General features: G+C 38.6%; 12 protein-coding genes and 1 pseudogene. 8 read left to right on the top strand and 5 right to left on the bottom strand.

What is annotated here, in order from left to right:
* Positions 1-5: 5 nt before the first annotated feature.
* From ACFIKN_RS02705 to ssb, 4 genes and pseudogenes are all read right to left on the bottom strand, one after another.
* Positions 6-599 (bottom strand): peptidylprolyl isomerase, encoded by a 594-nt coding sequence (locus ACFIKN_RS02705; RefSeq protein WP_375654505.1) that lies wholly within the window; start codon positions 597-599, stop codon positions 6-8.
* A pseudogene (coaD, locus tag ACFIKN_RS02700) lies at positions 589-1,108 on the bottom strand (pantetheine-phosphate adenylyltransferase). The gene ACFIKN_RS02705 and the pseudogene coaD overlap by 11 nt, the downstream one beginning before the upstream one ends.
* A 24-nt stretch (positions 1,109-1,132) precedes the next feature.
* Positions 1,133-3,916: a DNA gyrase subunit A gene (gyrA, locus tag ACFIKN_RS02695; RefSeq protein WP_273791490.1), complete on the bottom strand. Its 2,784-nt coding sequence runs from the start codon at positions 3,914-3,916 to the stop codon at positions 1,133-1,135.
* Between the two features lie 230 nt (positions 3,917-4,146).
* On the bottom strand, positions 4,147-4,653 hold the full coding sequence (ssb, locus tag ACFIKN_RS02690; RefSeq protein WP_273791491.1) for a single-stranded DNA-binding protein: 507 nt from the start codon (positions 4,651-4,653) through the stop codon (positions 4,147-4,149).
* 329 nt (positions 4,654-4,982) lie between these two features.
* Here ssb and uvrA point away from each other — a divergent pair, with 329 nt between their 5' ends.
* From uvrA to ACFIKN_RS02670, 4 genes are all read left to right on the top strand, one after another.
* The gene (uvrA, locus tag ACFIKN_RS02685; protein ID WP_375657873.1) at positions 4,983-7,898 is read left to right on the top strand and encodes an excinuclease ABC subunit UvrA; all 2,916 of its coding nucleotides are present in this window, start codon (positions 4,983-4,985) and stop codon (positions 7,896-7,898) included.
* A gap of 1,069 nt (positions 7,899-8,967) precedes the next feature.
* Positions 8,968-9,306, top strand: a complete 339-nt coding sequence (locus ACFIKN_RS02680; RefSeq protein WP_015856528.1) for a P-II family nitrogen regulator — start codon at positions 8,968-8,970, stop codon at positions 9,304-9,306.
* Between the two features lie 59 nt (positions 9,307-9,365).
* Positions 9,366-10,775 carry a type I glutamate--ammonia ligase gene (gene glnA / locus ACFIKN_RS02675; protein WP_273791493.1) on the top strand — a complete coding sequence of 470 codons (1,410 nt, stop codon included), beginning with the start codon at positions 9,366-9,368 and terminating at the stop codon, positions 10,773-10,775.
* Between the two features lie 156 nt (positions 10,776-10,931).
* Positions 10,932-11,477 carry a hypothetical protein gene (locus tag ACFIKN_RS02670; RefSeq protein ID WP_375657872.1) on the top strand — a complete coding sequence of 182 codons (546 nt, stop codon included), beginning with the start codon at positions 10,932-10,934 and terminating at the stop codon, positions 11,475-11,477.
* A gap of 34 nt (positions 11,478-11,511) precedes the next feature.
* Here ACFIKN_RS02670 and ACFIKN_RS02665 read toward each other — a convergent pair whose 3' ends face one another.
* On the bottom strand, positions 11,512-12,294 hold the full coding sequence (locus ACFIKN_RS02665) for an ATP12 family chaperone protein (RefSeq protein ID WP_375657871.1): 783 nt from the start codon (positions 12,292-12,294) through the stop codon (positions 11,512-11,514).
* A gap of 742 nt (positions 12,295-13,036) precedes the next feature.
* Here ACFIKN_RS02665 and ACFIKN_RS02660 point away from each other — a divergent pair.
* From ACFIKN_RS02660 to ACFIKN_RS02645, 4 genes are all read left to right on the top strand, one after another.
* Positions 13,037-13,411 carry a hypothetical protein gene (locus ACFIKN_RS02660; RefSeq protein ID WP_375657870.1) on the top strand — a complete coding sequence of 125 codons (375 nt, stop codon included), beginning with the start codon at positions 13,037-13,039 and terminating at the stop codon, positions 13,409-13,411.
* A gap of 71 nt (positions 13,412-13,482) precedes the next feature.
* A complete protein-coding gene (locus ACFIKN_RS02655; protein WP_375657869.1) occupies positions 13,483-14,688 on the top strand; it encodes a DUF6421 family protein in 1,206 nt (401 codons plus the stop codon).
* On the top strand, positions 14,685-15,632 hold the full coding sequence (locus tag ACFIKN_RS02650) for a DMT family transporter (RefSeq protein WP_375657868.1): 948 nt from the start codon (positions 14,685-14,687) through the stop codon (positions 15,630-15,632). Before ACFIKN_RS02655 ends, ACFIKN_RS02650 begins: the two co-directional genes overlap by 4 nt.
* Positions 15,629-16,894 carry an acetyl-CoA carboxylase biotin carboxylase subunit family protein gene (locus ACFIKN_RS02645; RefSeq protein ID WP_375657867.1) on the top strand — a complete coding sequence of 422 codons (1,266 nt, stop codon included), beginning with the start codon at positions 15,629-15,631 and terminating at the stop codon, positions 16,892-16,894. The genes ACFIKN_RS02650 and ACFIKN_RS02645 overlap by 4 nt, the downstream gene beginning before the upstream one ends.
* Positions 16,895-17,101: the final 207 nt, after the last annotated feature.

Raw genomic sequence — 17,101 nt, 5'->3', positions numbered from 1 at the left:
TTGATTCATTTCTCAACTTGTAAAGTAGCAGCATTAATAACATCAGGATTTTTTACAGATCCATTATTATTTGTCGTACCTTTTTTTATTTTATCAACAACATCCATCCCCTTTATAACCTCTCCAACAACCGTATACTGACCGTTTAAAAAAGCAGCATCATCAAAACAAATGAAGAATTGAGAATTCGCGGAATCCGGATCTTGTGACCGTGCCATCCCAACTGTACCACGCTTAAACGGCTGTTTTGAAAACTCTGCCGGTATATTGGGATAATTTGAGCCACCCATACCAACGCGTTTCAGATCAAAATCTCTACTGCCTTTTTTTCCAAATTCTACATCACCAGTTTGTGCCATGAAATTAGGAATAACGCGATGAAACACAACATTATTATAGGCCCCCTCCTCTGTTAATCTTTTGATTTGCGCAACATGTTTTGGCGCCAAATCAGGACGCAGACGAATAATGACATCACCATCTTTGAGAGATAAAACAAGAAGGCTTGCATCGCTTGCTGGTCTAGGATTACCAGCGACAGCGGACAATGAAAAAAAACAAAACACACATATCAAAACAGCAAAAATTCTACGAGACACAATTATTCTCCCCTAAAAGATTGGAATTTCGAGCTCAAAGCTTGTGCAACATTGGGCGGTACAAATGGTGTTACATCACCTCCCATAGAGGCAATTTGGCGTACCAATGTAGAAGTTATCGCACGCCCAGAAACACTTGCCGGCAAAAAAACAGTTTGCAATTCAGGAGCCATAACGCCATTCATCCCGGCCATTTGCATTTCATAATCAAGATCAGTACCATCACGCAATCCACGAATGAGAAATGAAGCACCAACTTCACGCGCCTTCTCAATGAGAAGGTTGCTAAATGAAAGAACCTGCAATCGATTAGAATCTGCACCAAACAAGTCTTTCCCGACCTGCGTAATGAAATCAACACGCTCTTCGAAGCTAAAAAGTGTTTTTTTGTCAGCCTGTATCCCTATAGCGACGACCACCTTATCAGCTAACACAAAACACCCTTTCAAAACATCAAGATGACCATTTGTAAGAGGATCAAAAGAACCCGCGTAAAGAGCAATTTTCATGACTTTACTCCTTCCTCTTAAAAATTATTTTTCTTCGCTCATATCAACTGTATCAGAATGCTTCTCACCTTCATCATCTAATGAACTCGTATCATCTTCAGGTTCAGAAATACGTTCAACCGATACGACTCTTTCACCTTTGGCTGTATTAAAAATTGTGACTCCCTTAGTTGAGCGCCCAGCAGTACGAATTCCCTCAACAGGGACACGAATAAGCTGCCCCCCATCTGATACCAACATAATTTGATCTTGCGCCTTCACCGGAAAAGCCGCTACTAATTTACCAATTTCAGCTGTTTTAGATGGATCTGTTGCGCGAATCCCCTTTCCGCCACGTCCCGAAATCCGGAACTCATAGGAAGAAGAACGTTTACCATAACCAAACTCACTCACTGTCAAAAGCATTTGTTCACGTGCATGAAGTTCTGCATAACGTTCATCTGTTAACTCTGTTTCAGCACCCCCATCTTCTTCATCAAGAGTTATAACATCTTCAACATCAGCATCTGCACCAGAAGCACGCCGTTCATTCATTACACGTTTAATATAAGCAGAACGCTCAATGGACGTCGCCTCGACATGCTCTAAAATTGTCATCGAAATGACTTTATCGCCTTTAGCTAAATTGATACCACGAACTCCCACAGAATTACGCCCAGCAAAGACCCGAACATCAACAACTGGAAAACGGATACATTGTCCATTGGCTGTTGTTAGAACAACATCATCATGTTCTGTACAGGTTTCAACAGAAAGAATTTCATCTTCTTCATCAAGTTTCATCGCAATTTTACCATTACGATTAACCTGAACGAAATCTGATAATTTATTACGACGCACAGTTCCACGTGTTGTCGCAAACATAATATCTAATGCACTCCAGCTCGCTTCATCTTCAGGCAAAGGCATAATCGTTGTAATACGCTCACCTTGTTGTAAGGGAAGCATATTGATCAAAGCCCGCCCACGCGATTGGGGTGTCCCCAGCGGCAGTCGCCAAACTTTTTCCTTATAAACAATCCCACGTGATGAAAAGAAAAGAACCGGAGTATGCGTATTGGCAACAAACAACCGCGTTACAAAATCCTCATCCTTCGTGGACATACCAGAACGCCCCTTACCACCACGTCGCTGTGCACGATAGGTATTAAGAGGCACACGCTTAATATAACCACTATGGCTTACCGTTACCACCATATCCTCTGGCGCGATCAGATCTTCACTCTCCATCTCAGCGCTACCAAAACCAAATACGGTACGTCGCGGCGTTGCAAACTCCTCACGAAGAGCACTCAACTCATCCTTAACAATACACATAATCCGCACGCGTGATGCCAAGATCTCAAGATAGTCAGCGATATCCACGCCAATTTTATTCAATTCATCAGCAATTTCATCACGCCCAAGGGCTGTCAATCGTTGCAAACGCAATTCTAAAATAGCACGCGCCTGTTCTTCAGAGAGATTATAAGTACCATCCTCATGAATAATATGACGAGGATCATCAATAAGTTTAATCAAAGGCGCAACATCCATCGCTGGCCAGCGTCGCTCCATTAACTGTGCACGTGCTGTCTGCGGATCAGGAGCTTTGCGAATAAGCGCTATAATTTCATCAATATTGGCAACAGCAAGGGCAAGACCAACCAAAACATGTGCTCGCTCACGCGCTTTACGCAAAAGATATTTTGTTCGCCGACTGACAACTTCTTCCCGAAAAGAAACAAATGCACGAAGCATATCAAGCAACGTCATCTGTTCGGGTTTTCCCCCATTCAAAGCAACCATATTACAACCAAAGGAAGTTTGCAGCGGCGTATACCGATATAATTGGTTTAAAACAACTTCCGCAACAACATCTTTCTTCAGCTCAATAACGACCCGATATCCATCACGATCAGATTCGTCACGCAAATCAGAGATTCCTTCAATGCGTTTATCGCGCACCAATTCGGCCATTTTCTCAATCATCGTTGCCTTATTAACTTGATAAGGGATCTCACTCACAATAATTGCTTGTCGACCACTGCGAATCTCTTCGATCTCAACTTTAGCACGCATAATGATTGAGCCACGCCCTGTTTCATAAGCTGCACGAACACCAGAATGTCCGAGGATAATGCCCCCTGTAGGAAAATCCGGACCAGGAATAATTTCAATTATTTTATCGAGTGTGATATCGGGATTATCAATCAAAGCGATACAACCATCAACGACTTCACCAAGATTATGGGGAGGAATATTGGTTGCCATTCCCACAGCAATCCCCCCTGACCCATTAACCAAAAGATTGGGAAAACGCGCTGGCAAGACAACCGGTTCACGCTCACGCCCATCGTAATTATCCTGAAAATCAACAGTATCTTTATCAATATCAGCTAAAAGTTCTTCTGAAACTTTTTCTAAACGACACTCAGTATAGCGCATGGCCGCAGGTGGATCACCATCAACGGAACCAAAATTTCCCTGACCATCAATTAATGGATTTCTTAAAGAAAAGTCCTGCGCCATACGCACTAATGCATCGTAAATTGAAGCATCACCATGGGGATGAAATTTCCCCATAACCTCACCAACAACACCAGCAGATTTACGATACGACTTATTGAAAGAAAGCCCCATCTCATTCATAGCATGAAGGATACGTCGATGAACAGGCTTAAGACCATCACGGACATCGGGGAGTGCACGTGAAACAATCACGCTCATCGCATAATCGAGATAGGAGCGTTGCATTTCATCAATAATACTGATTGGTTCAATACCGGTTAGCACATCACGTTCTGGGTGTGGAGTAAGATCGGTCACAATTTCAAAACTTTCAAAAAAGAATCATTTCACTTTATTTATAGCGAAAAATACACCAAAATGCTAATTTCTCTCCCATGATAAAAAAGAAATTTAACAATATTTTTCAAGATGTTATTAATTTATATTTTAAATTACCAATAATAATTAACAATTTTCACTTCGCTAAACTTCAAAAATCTGAAACAAGCAAACCATAAAATGATCATAACACTGCAATTTAAAGACTCTTAAAAAGGGACATCATCATCTAATTTGTGTGAAAAACTTTCTCCCAATTGATTATTATTTTGACCAAAAGTATTTCTCTGATTTGAGTGACTATCGGCAAAGCCACCACTATAACTCCCCCCTTGACTTGCTCCTTGCTCCCCGCTCGCAGCTCCCCGCCCATCAAGCATTTGTAATTCGCCACGGTACTTTTGCAAAACAATCTCTGTTGTATAACGGTCATTTCCATTTTGATCTTGCCATTTTCGTGTCTGTAACTGCCCCTCAATATAAATTTTGCTGCCTTTTTTTAAATATTGCTCTGCAACTTTGACAAGGTTTTCATTAAAAATAACAATACTATGCCACTCAGTGCGTTCTTTTCGCTCATTTGTATTCCGATCGCGCCAACTTTCTGAAGTAGCAATACGCAGATTTGCCACTTGATCACCAGAATTCAAACGGCGGATTTCAGGATCGGCACCAAGATTACCAATCAAAATAACTTTATTAAGGCTACCAGCCATCGTATAAACTCCAAAATTTTAATTCGTAAAGTACTCTGTTCTATAACAGTTATAACCATCTTGACCTTCAATTTACATGTCGCAATTGACCATCAATATGGGTATGCTATCCTTTCTCAATACTGTATTGAGTGTAATTATACCAAAAGATGATAAAAACACATAGTTTATTCCACCACGAGAGAATAAAAAGCTGCTCATTTGTATTTTTTTCACAAAACTTATACCTTCCTTTTGCATTAAAGCAGTTAAACACATTGTAATTCTAAAAAAACAGTTTTATTCCATTTTAGGTGCTCAATTTTTGCCACATATGCCAAGGATAAAGTATGACTCATCAAAAATATATCTCCATTCGCGGTGCACGTGAGCATAACCTTAAAAATATTGATCTTGATCTGCCTCGTGACAAACTCATTGTTATAACAGGACTTTCTGGATCAGGGAAATCATCTTTAGCGTTTGATACAATTTACGCTGAAGGACAACGTCGCTATGTCGAAAGCCTTTCAGCCTATGCACGCCAATTTTTGGAAGTCATGCAAAAACCCGATGTCGACCGCATAGACGGTCTCTCTCCAGCTATCTCCATTGAACAAAAAACAACCAGTCGCAACCCTCGTTCAACGGTAGGTACCGTTACTGAAATCCACGATTACATGCGTCTTCTCTTTGCACGTATTGGTATTCCTCATTCTCCTGCAACAGGACTTCCTATTGAAAGCCAGACAGTAAGTCAAATGGTGGATCAAATTATGTCCTTACCAGAAGGAACACGAATTTTTATTATGGCACCCTTAGTGCGAGGACGAAAGGGAGAATATAAAAAAGAGCTAACAGAACTTTTAAAAAGAGGATTTCAACGCGCTAAAGTTGATGGAAAATTCTATGAAATCGCTGATATTCCACCTCTTGATAAAAAATATAAACACGACATCGATGTCGTGGTAGACCGCATTGTTGTACAGAAGGATATCACCTCTCGCTTGGCTGATAGTATAGAAGCCTGTTTACAGCTAGCAAATGGACTTGCCATAGCTGAAATGGCAGACCAACCCTTAGCACAAAAAGAAACGACAAAGGAATCTGCTCATAAATCAAAAAATGATACACACAAACGGCTCATTTTTTCAGAAAAGTTTTCCTGCCCAGTATCGGGTTTCTCTATTCCTGAAATTGAACCACGCCTTTTTTCGTTCAATAATCCTTTTGGGGCCTGTCCTCTCTGCGATGGATTGGGTATCAAAAAGGCAATGGATCCACTAAAAATTGTGCCAAATAAAAACCTTACCCTAAAGAATGGAGCCATTGCTCCTTGGGCTAAATCGGATTCACTTTATTATAGTCAAACCTTAGAAGCATTAGGAAAAGCTTACGGTTTCAAACTCACAGATCAATGGTGTGAACTCTCTAGTGAAGCACAACAGGCTATTCTCTACGGTACAAAAAGAGATGAAATTTCTTTTATCTATAAAAATAATTCTGGTTCGCATAAAATGACCCAACCCTTTGAAGGAATCATCCCTAATATGGAGAGACGCTGGAAAGAAACCGATTCTGCTTGGTCTCGAGAAGAAATCGAACGTTATATGTCTTCTTCGCCCTGCCCAGCTTGTCACGGTTATCGTTTAAAACCAGAGGCACTTGCTGTAAAAATAAACGGAATGCATATTGGGCAAATATCAGATCTTTCTATTCTAAAGGCAGATGATTGGTTTGCCAATGTTCATCAATATCTCACAGAAAAACAACGTAATATCTCCGTACGTATTTTAAAAGAAATTCGTGAACGCTTGGCTTTTTTAAATCATGTAGGATTGGAATATCTTACCTTGTCTCGAAATTCAGGAACGCTTTCAGGGGGAGAAAGCCAACGCATTCGGTTGGCATCCCAAATTGGTTCTGGTCTTACAGGCGTTCTTTATATTTTAGATGAACCATCTATCGGTTTACACCAACGCGATAATGAACGCCTTTTGGAAATGCTGCGTCATTTGCGCAATCTTGGCAATACAGTTATTGTTGTTGAACATGATGAAGATGCTATTCTCACAGCAGACTATGTTGTCGATATGGGGCCTGCCGCGGGCGTTCATGGTGGAGAAATCATAGCGCAAGGGACACCGCAGGAAATTATAGAAAATTCAGCCTCTCTCACAGGCCAATACCTTTCAGGAAAAATGGCTGTTAAAATGCCGACAAAGCGACGCAAAATATCAAAAACGAAAACACTTAAAGTCATTGGCGCCAAAGGCAATAACCTCAAAAATATCAATGCGAATATTCCTCTTGGAACCTTCACATGCATAACTGGTGTTTCTGGAGGAGGAAAATCAACATTTCTTATTGAAACGCTTTTCAAAGCAGCATCACATCATATCATGGGCTCTCATCACAGCCCTGCCAGCTATGACAAAATTGAAGGATTAGAATTTCTTGATAAAGTCATTGATATCAACCAGTCCCCTATTGGACGCACCCCACGCTCTAATCCCGCAACCTATACAGGTGCTTTTACACCGATTCGTGAGTGGTTTGCTGATCTTCCAGAATCAAAAGCCCGCGGTTACAAAGCTGGGCGTTTTTCATTTAATGTTAAAGGAGGACGGTGCGAAGCATGTCAAGGCGACGGAGTCATCAAAATTGAAATGCACTTTTTACCTGATGTCTATGTTACTTGCGATGTCTGTAAAGGAAAACGCTATAACCGAGAAACACTAGAAATAAAATTCAAAGGACAGTCTATAGCCGATATTTTGGATATGACAATTGAAAAGGCAGAAGAATTTTTCCAAGCTATTCCCGCTATTCATAATAAAATGGAAACTCTCATTAAAGTAGGATTGGGTTACATAAAAGTAGGACAGCAAGCAACCACACTTTCTGGTGGGGAAGCACAACGTGTAAAACTTGCGAAAGAACTTTCTCGTAAAACAACGGGACGTACACTCTATATTTTGGATGAACCGACAACAGGTTTACATTTTCATGATATTTCCAAACTTCTTGAAGTGCTTCACGAACTAGTCGAGCAGGGCAACACAGTTATAGTCATTGAACATAACCTTGATGTTATAAAGACAGCCGACTGGATTATTGATTTAGGACCAGAAGGTGGAGATCGCGGTGGTGAAATTGTTGCAATTGGACGCCCTGAAGACATCATTAAGGTTCCCGCTTCCTATACGGGAAAATTTCTAAAAGATGTTTTACTACGCCCATCTCTCTATAATTCCAATTCTTAGAAACGCTTTTTATTGTAAAATACAGCATACTAACAAAGCCTGTACTTTTATTATTACCTGTAAACCAACACCTAATTCCAGTAGTGCAACACGTTTGAAGCAAAGACTAAAAACAATTTAGCGCTTTATAAGCTGTTTCAGTTGTCGTATTGCCAAATAAGAATGCGCGCATAATTGCATATTTATTCTCTGTTTTGTTTATACCTGAAACGACCAGACAGCCTAAACTGGGAAAAATACGAAGTTTTAAGGGTATAAATAAGTTCCTATCTTTACATCACTTCTTAATTTATCTTTATGATTTCAAAGGAATCCGCGGCAATATCTTATAATGAAGATTGCCATTGCTTCACGCTTTTATTCATCGCGTTCCTTAATGGGATCATATTCCTCACGAAGGGACAAAACGCCCCAAACGGAATATATTTGCATTGCCAATTCACACATCTGTTTTAAAGAAACATTTCTCAATGCTCCCAAGCCCATTTCACAACAGCAGCTATGAATGCTATAATGATAAACTCATTTATTGTACACCACCATTTTTACGTTTATGAAGAAGCATAATCAGCAACATCACACTCTTTTCCAATATTTATCTCCCCTACTCCCTAATATTGTAAAGCCTTTAGTGATAGAAAGCTTTCATAAAAAACATTTTATTTTTTTTCAAATGTTGTTACCCACACACTCGTACTATTTATGATATATAAAGGTATTGTTTTGATTGATTGACGACAAAAAGATCTAAAATGAGAAAATCCTACGCTATTAGAGTTTCTCATTTAATGTGGAAAATGTCTAATTATCCTTATAAGTAAATGTGTTATCTAAAAAAAAGAAACAAAACTCTTTTATTGTATAATTTGAATTCTTGTAAAAGAATTGTAAGGTTTTTTCCCAAAAAACAGTGTTTGACTGTATTCTACAAAAGAAACTCTCCTAAAAGAGCTTAGAGTATCATTATTTGCGACTTTTTGTGCACAAAGTATCTGTTGGACATCTTACAGTTGTCAATATAATGTGATGCAGTCTAAAAAGACAAAATAACGTTGGAGATAATTTCAGCATGAAAAAAATTGAAGCCATTATAAAACCTTTCAAACTTGATGAAGTGAAAGAAGCGCTTCAAAAAATTGGGTTACATGGTATTACAGTAACAGAAGCGAAAGGTTTTGGTCGTCAAAGGGAACATACAGAACTTTATCGTGGTACGAAATATGTTGTTGACTTTCTACCTAAAGTAAAGATTGAAATTGTTGTGTCCGATGAAAAACTGGAACAAACTGTTGATGCAATACGTAAAGCAGCTCAAACCAAACATATAGGAGATGGAAAAATATTTGTCTTTTCCATTGATGATGCAATTCGTATAGGCACGGACGAAACCGGTATCGATGCCCTTTAATAAATAACGAGAAAATTCACTTTTTTATCCACCTCAACGCCACATTAAGGAAATTGAATATGACAACCGCATCAGATATTATCAAACAGATTACAGACAACGAAATCCGTTTTGTTGATTTACGTTTTACTGATCCACGAGGAAAATTGCATCACATTACAATGGATATCGCAGAGATCAGCGAAGATACTTTTAGTGATGGTGTCATGTTTGATGGTTCTTCAATTGCTGGTTGGAAAACAATTAATGAATCTGACATGGTTTTAATGCCAGATCCAGAAACAGCACACATTGATCCTTTTTTTGCTCAATCTACTTTGGTCATATTTTGTGATGTACTTGATCCTGTCTCTGGTGAATTTTATCGTAGAGATCCTCGTTCTATCGCCAAAAGGGCTGAGGTTTATATGAAATCTTTAGGCATTGGAGATACAATCAATGTAGGTCCAGAAGCAGAGTTTTTTATCTTTGATGATGTGCGCTATAAAACGGACCCTTACAACACAGGGTTTAAACTCGATTCAAGTGAACTTCCCTCCAATGATGATACGGAATATGAAACAGGAAATCTAGGGCATCGCCCACGAATAAAGGGAGGCTACCTTCCTGTTCCGCCAATTGATTCCTGCCAAGATATGCGTTCTGAAATGCTCACAGCACTCAAGGATATGGGCGTACAGGTCGAAAAACACCATCACGAAGTAGCAGCAGGCCAACATGAATTGGGTATTCGTTTTGATACACTTGTTCGCGAGGCTGACAAGATGCAAATTTTTAAATATGTTGTACATCAAATAGCAAATAGTTATGGGAAAACAGCAACCTTCATGCCAAAACCAGTTTTTGGTGATAACGGCTCTGGAATGCATGTCCACATTTCCATTTGGAAAGATGGCAAACCCATTTTTGCAGGAAATGAATATGCCGGACTATCAGAAACCTGTCTGTTTTTTATCGGTGGTGTTATTAAGCACGCAAAAGCAATCAATGCTTTTACAAACCCATCCACAAACTCCTATAAACGTTTGGTTCCTGGTTATGAAGCTCCTGTTCTTCTTGCCTATTCAGCACGTAATCGTTCTGCATCTTGCCGTATTCCTATGAGCTCCTCACCAAATTCAAAACGCGTAGAAGTGCGTTTTCCAGACCCAACAGCAAATCCCTATTTGGCATTTGCAGCCCTTTTAATGGCTGGTCTTGATGGCATCAAAAACAAAATTCATCCCGGACATGCTATGGATAAAGATCTTTATGATCTTCCCTTAAAGGAACTTAAAGAAATCCCTACTGTTTCAGGAAGCCTGCGTGAAGCGCTTGAAGCACTTGACAAAGATCGTGGCTTTCTTAAAGCTGGCGACGTTTTTGATGATGATCAGATTAATTCCTTCATTCAAGTAAAGATGCAAGAAGTCTTGCGTTACGAAACAACACCCCATCCTGTTGAATTTGATATGTACTATTCTGTTTAAACAATCAATACGCATTCTTTTGATTTTTAAAATGGAGGCAAAAGCCTCCATTTTTGTGGATATTCTTCTCATGCAAAAGCGCAAGAGGCTTTTTGCTCGTCCGCTTTTCCTTTATAATGTGTTGAATCTCTTCAAATGAATTAACAAAGGTTTCTAATGCCGCGAATTTGTTTTCTCGTTCCCGTTCTTTTATGCATTGTCTTTATCACATCAACAACTAAAGCACATACAATAACCAACCAAAAACTTACAACTCTTGAGAAAGCAACATCTGCTTATAGTAAAGCACTTAAAAATGCCGATGCAAATGCCATCTTAAATGCTCTTCCTCCCCAAGTCATCAACCGCTTAACCGCCAAAAAAAATCTTAATCAATCACAATTTCTACAAATCATGAAAAGCCAAATAGAACGGTTGGCAGAAAGTTACAAGATTGAAACGATCAACATTGATCAAAAACAAAAACGTGAAGGTACCCTTGATAATGGTACCCCTTATTTTGTTATACCCGTGGAGCTTGTAACCACAACAAATGCTGGAAAAAAATGCTCTATTCAAACTGAAATTATTGCCCTACTTCACGATAACCAATGGTATTTTATCCGTGGCAATGACGAAGCGCTCTTAACCATAACCAATGAACTATTTCCTGGACTTGATAAAGTAAAAACCAATCCTCAAAAAGTCACAAAAATACTCTGAGCGAAAAGAATGCACGTAAATAAAAGATTTTCCCCTATAAACAAGTTGTAACAATTGTAGCAGCAGCCTTAAATTCAACTTTTTTATGAGCACGACGTACCATTGTTTCTTTATCTATTCCCCATTGTTCCATCATCCAATCTTCATCTAAATGGGCAATAGACCAAGCATGATCAGCATCAATGTTTCCCGCAGCAACAGCAAGAGCAATGAGAGCAGATCCCGTTAAGGTTGTCATCATATGAAGTGCAGCAAGCATATAAGGAGACTCAACGCTACGTAAATAATGACTCACAGCTTGAAGTGCTTCTGGTGATTGTTCCACATGCATCAGCCCTTCTGTCAAATAAAACCTTGCACCCAGTTTTTTTTCTGCCCAATCTAATAAAGGATCCCATTGCTCAGATTGTTTTTGCACCAACTCTTTAGGTGTCTGTGCACGATAAAAGATCATATCACATGCAACGAAACGCAATAAATCTTCAAAAACCACCTGCATATCATCAGCGATACCATCAATAACAGTATTAACCAAACGCGTCATCGGCATTTTTGCAGGATCAACAACGTGCTTTTGGTTCTCAAATTCCTGAGCAACATATTCAGCAAACACTTCTGTTGGCACATGAAAATGACGCCTTGCGGGCGTTTTTACGGGACGTTCATCCAACAAAATCGTAAAGCCGACCTCCTCACAAGCGATCTTCACTTGCTTATAAAACCGTTTTGGGTGTGATTGGCATGAAAGATTTTGAATCTTTTGAACAGAACTCTTCTTATTCAATGGTATATCAAAACGATCCAAAATCTCACGCATATTGTTTACCTCTGATCTTTTCACAAAAAAAACGACTGTTTTTTTAGGTTCTGTAGCTTCAATAAGGTTTAATCTGACCTTCTTAACGATTCCAAAGAAGAAAAAATCTAGCCAATCCCACTCTAATTTAAGAGTTATATTTCATGTTTCTTTTACAAACAAGACAATGATGATTGCCTTTTATATATTCAATACAATCATAATAGTAAAACAATTTTTAAAAGTATGATCTTAATTAAGAAATTAAATATATTGAGTTTTATGGCAAAGATGTTCACGCCTTACCAATTTGCTTATTATTCATCTACAATAGTATTATCAATATGAATAGATTCAAAAACGCTGCTCATCCAAAAAATGATAGAGCAGTACGGTTTACGTGTCATTCACCTTCGCTTAACCATTCCAATAATTCTCTAACATATCCAATAAATACCCTGCATAGAATTTTTCCTGCTCAATCACTCCCCTAAACGACGATGTTTTACGGCATGATAGAATAATGACAAGACAAAATTTATCGTAAATTTTCTTTCACATATACATGATTTTATAAAGCACTAAATTACTTAACGCATTGTTCTTTATATACTCTATCATATTACACTAATTTAAATTTAGTCGCATAATTAAAAGAATAGAGATCATGTAATCTGAAAATAATGCTTTTACACTTGTCCCTGCAGATACTAACTGTGCAACTGCAGAATAATGGTGGCTTAACAATCACAATAAAAATATTTTGTCCACTGACTCGAGATCCCGTATTATCTTATACGCAACTCTTGAAGAAGCATTTAATGAACTTGCTCAAAAAAAAGATAGGTATCTCCTAAGCCGTGCTACTTACCCTGATTTGCATACACTCATATTTACCCGTTTAGGTGATATGCAATTATTTGACAGCTTTATCATGCCTACTCACTCTATGGTTTTAGCTAAACGCAATAACGCTGATGAAATTAAAACCGTAGCGACTCATCCTGCCCCACAATCTCTGGTAGCTCATCAATATGACAAAGTATTTGCCAACAGCAATGCTGATGCAGCCGTTCTTTGTAAGGCTGAAAAAGCAAGATTCTTGTATCACAACATCGGTTGCGGCAAATCGCTATAGGCTGAATATTGTCGACAATTTTGGACAAGTGCCAATGGCCTTTTTGCCCCACTCACTAAAGTCAACTAATCATGAAAAAATCTGAAGCGCTTCTTTCCATTGTTAACTTGGTTGACAAATTCCGTATGCGCCAAGAACGAGATGGGAGCATTAAAGAACCAACTTCAGCAGATAATAATATGATCAATGAATTGATCACTCTGCTGAACCACCATGCCAATATTCTTGACGGATTATCTCCAAAACTTTTAGCGACCATTTCTGATGATCTTCATCAGTGGATAATCAGCGGTTTAACGACCCCTCCTAAATTTGATAACACTTTGGCTGCTTTCAAAGCCCCATTACCAGATGCTCCCTTGTTTTTCTTGGCTCCAATGCGTGCAACAAATGGACCTGATCCAGAAGGATTCCGGCTGGAATTAGTTACAGGATATCGTCATGAAACGGCCTATCTTGCTGACGCCTCAAAATATACAAATAATTATGTATCACCTTTTCAATGTATAAAAATGGGAATAGCATCAAGAGGTTTTTTAGAAGGCAATTGCATTGTTCTATTCCCAGAATCTGTAGCGGCTGCTCAAAAAAAAACAAAGCAAGCATTTGCTTTGTTTTTTTTCAGTAAATTCTTTGATATTTACAACAAGCAAACAATTGTGGAAGCTGAACGTTTACTCGGTCGAGATAGTAAATTCCTGTTCGGTCAATTGCATAGTCGTAACTTATCTAAAGAAGACATTTTCGATGCTTGCTGTTTGTGGGGCTATTATCATGACTATGCACATCATACCGGACCGCGGCCATTGGATAAAAATCTGTATATAAAATTAAATTGGTTTACAGGTCTTCTAGAAGAAACTAAAGTTGATTTAATTACAGTGCGTATTATGCTACAAAATCATCCAAAATTTTGGAAAGAAATAACTAAATTTATCCTATTAGAACGCATATTTCGTTATCCAAAAGATTCTGATCAGCATATGACATTCGATGCTGGTACAGGGATCTTGCTTTTTGAAATATTGATGCGGAACAAAGCATTGATTGAAACAAATCAAGGTTATCTTCAATTTGATTTGGAGCGTCTTGAAAAAGTAATAATATTGATGATAGCAGATATAGAAGCACTTGAAGCATTAGATGATGACGCTTATTTGGCAGGAGCTAAAGATTATATCCAAAATAATCTTGGAAAACCACAGACCTCAAAGTCACGATTTAATTTTTCAACATCATCTTATGCACAGCGAGTGATTAGAGGATTAAATCATTGAGTTTTATAAAAGGACGATTATTATTATTTACTTTTGCCATTCTAGCATTGTTTTCCATAAGTTGGTTATTATCTAAGAATTTGGTTAGCAATATACCCGTCATGCATGCGGTTGGACTTAGGTTGTTTGCCACCGCTGCCACCTTATGGCTGATTGCAATATTTCGTGAGAAAGCTGTTTTCAGATCCCTACCATTGCTTTCCATGATACCTTCTTTTTTAATTCTCTCAGTGTTAGGATTTTCGCTGTATTTTGTATGCAGTTTTGGCGCATTAAAATCACTCAAAGCCAGTGATTTAACCATGGTGCTCGCTACTATTCCAGGAATTACTTATATATTAGGTGCATTGACAAATGTCCTTAAATTCTCATGGCTGAAGCTTAGTGGAGTGATAATTGTCAGTGTAGCAGCTGTAGTATTCAATATAAATAGTGGAGAAGGTGGATATTATAACCTGATAGGAGTAGTGCTTGCCTTAACAGCAGCACTTTCTTATTCTGCTTATGGCTTATTGTCTAAACGTTATCTTAAAAATCTACCTTTGCTCACCTCATTGGCTTGGATCACGACAATTTCTGCAGCATCATTTATGCCATTATTTATTTTTGATCCCACTCCACTCTTCTATCTTAAGTTAGAAGATATATTGAAAATATTGATTTTAGGAACTGTTTGTTCGGCACCAGTTTACGTATTATATCAAAAAGTTTTAGCCGAAGGAGGCGTATTATACGCCAACACTATCGGCGTATTATCCCCTTTTGCAGTGATTGCATGTGAATGGATAATCGGCTCGAGCCCTTCTCTCAATATGATCAAAATAATTGCTATGATTGTAGTTGTTATAGGGATGACACTCTTATTTATAGATGCATCAAAGGTATCTACATGGCAACATAAACGCCATTCTCAAAACTCCAAATTTAATGAGGAAACAAAATGAAAAAACTCGCGTTAATTTGCCAGCGCAATGCAAAATTACCATTTATATTTGAAGCAGCACAAGCAGCTAATATCGAATTAATAATGATCTATGATACCGCTGAAAGCGCTCCCTCTCAACACCCCGCAGCAGTAACTTCAACTTGGCAACTTCCTGTTTTTGATAACCCAGAGGCAGCTTTAGACACTTTTGCAACAGGAGCAAAAGAACGCAATATTTCTGGGGTTATAACCCTTCGCGAAGAAGCCATCCTATGGACAGCTTTGGCTGCAAAAAAAATCAATACTCCAAGTATTGAACCAGAAATAGCAGCATTAACCAGAAATAAATATCTCATGCGTCAAGCTTTCGCTAAAGCAGGCTTAAGAACACCAGGATTCTTTTATATAGATCATCCAGAAGACCTATCAAAAACACAAGCCTTGGATTATCCGCTCGTTATTAAACCCGTCTCTGGATGGGCAAGTACAGGCGTAATGTTAGCTAAAAATCCCGCCGAAATTCCTGATCTCATTAAAGCCGTATGGAATGTTCAGCATAAAGACATGGCACGTTTTAATGATAAAAGTAAACCTGTAGGTTTAGTCGTAGAACAGTATTTGCCAGGAAAAGAGTTTGTCGTAGAATGCTTTGTTGATACAGCAGGTGTACACGTTCTGGCCGTTGGAGACAAGGGACAGCCTGAGGGACCATGGTTTGAAGAAACAATTTATCGTCAACGCTGTGATATAGATGATCCTTTAATTATTGCTTTATGTGAGGCTGCATGCTCTGGAGTTAAAGCTCTTGGTATAAATATAGGTGCTGCCCATGTAGAGCTACGCCTAGATGCTCATAATTTACCTTATATCATTGAGATTGGCGCTCGTATAGGTGGATCGGGTGTCTCCCATTTTATTGTTGAGCAAGGTACAGGGATTTCATTTGCAAAACTATGTATGAATGCCGCTTTAGCTGAACAAACCCCAGACCTTCCCGATATACTCCCAGCTGAAAAAGTGGCGGCAAATTATATTATTCCTCTTCGTGGTCATGGACGGTTTTCTGGATTTTTAGGTCTAGATAAGGTTGCACAGCATCCTCAAACCGCCAGAACTATCATTTTCTTTGAAACCAATCATCTTTCACCACCTCCACCAGCATTTGGTGGATATCCTGGTTTTATTTTCTCTGTTCATAACTCAAACGAAGAAGCACGCAATTACCACAAATGGCTCGATGACACCTTAAGCATCATATGGAAACACCATGTTTATCAATAGTCCGATAAAGATATTTTTACTGCCCCTGAACTTTAATATAAATCTTATCGATACAAACGAACTCACAATGCGAATGCGATTGCCTAAAACTTTGCAAACATCTTCCATTAAAGGTACATATTTCAAAAAACAGGAATTGAGGAAGATATAATCTACTTTTACACCCCATTTTAATAAAAGCTCTTCAATGTTTCTATATTTGAAACA

This window comes from Bartonella sp. CL436QHHD, assembly GCF_042195105.1.
In the GTDB taxonomy this organism is placed as follows: domain Bacteria; phylum Pseudomonadota; class Alphaproteobacteria; order Rhizobiales; family Rhizobiaceae; genus Bartonella.
Note: the sequence above shows the minus strand (reverse complement) of the source record. Positions and strands in the feature narration are given on the sequence as shown.

Excerpts from the sequence above, each read along its gene's own strand:
- uvrA (WP_375657873.1), top strand. The coding sequence starts at position 4,983 with ATGACTCATCAAAAATATATCTCCATTCGCGGTGCACGTGAGCATAAC.
- ACFIKN_RS02670 (WP_375657872.1), top strand. The coding sequence starts at position 10,932 with ATGCCGCGAATTTGTTTTCTCGTTCCCGTTCTTTTATGCATTGTCTTT.
- ssb (WP_273791491.1), bottom strand. The coding sequence starts at position 4,653 with ATGGCTGGTAGCCTTAATAAAGTTATTTTGATTGGTAATCTTGGTGCC.
- ACFIKN_RS02645 (WP_375657867.1), top strand. The coding sequence starts at position 15,629 with ATGAAAAAACTCGCGTTAATTTGCCAGCGCAATGCAAAATTACCATTT.
- glnA (WP_273791493.1), top strand. The coding sequence starts at position 9,366 with ATGACAACCGCATCAGATATTATCAAACAGATTACAGACAACGAAATC.
- ACFIKN_RS02655 (WP_375657869.1), top strand. The coding sequence starts at position 13,483 with ATGAAAAAATCTGAAGCGCTTCTTTCCATTGTTAACTTGGTTGACAAA.
- ACFIKN_RS02665 (WP_375657871.1), bottom strand. The coding sequence starts at position 12,294 with ATGCGTGAGATTTTGGATCGTTTTGATATACCATTGAATAAGAAGAGT.
- ACFIKN_RS02680 (WP_015856528.1), top strand. The coding sequence starts at position 8,968 with ATGAAAAAAATTGAAGCCATTATAAAACCTTTCAAACTTGATGAAGTG.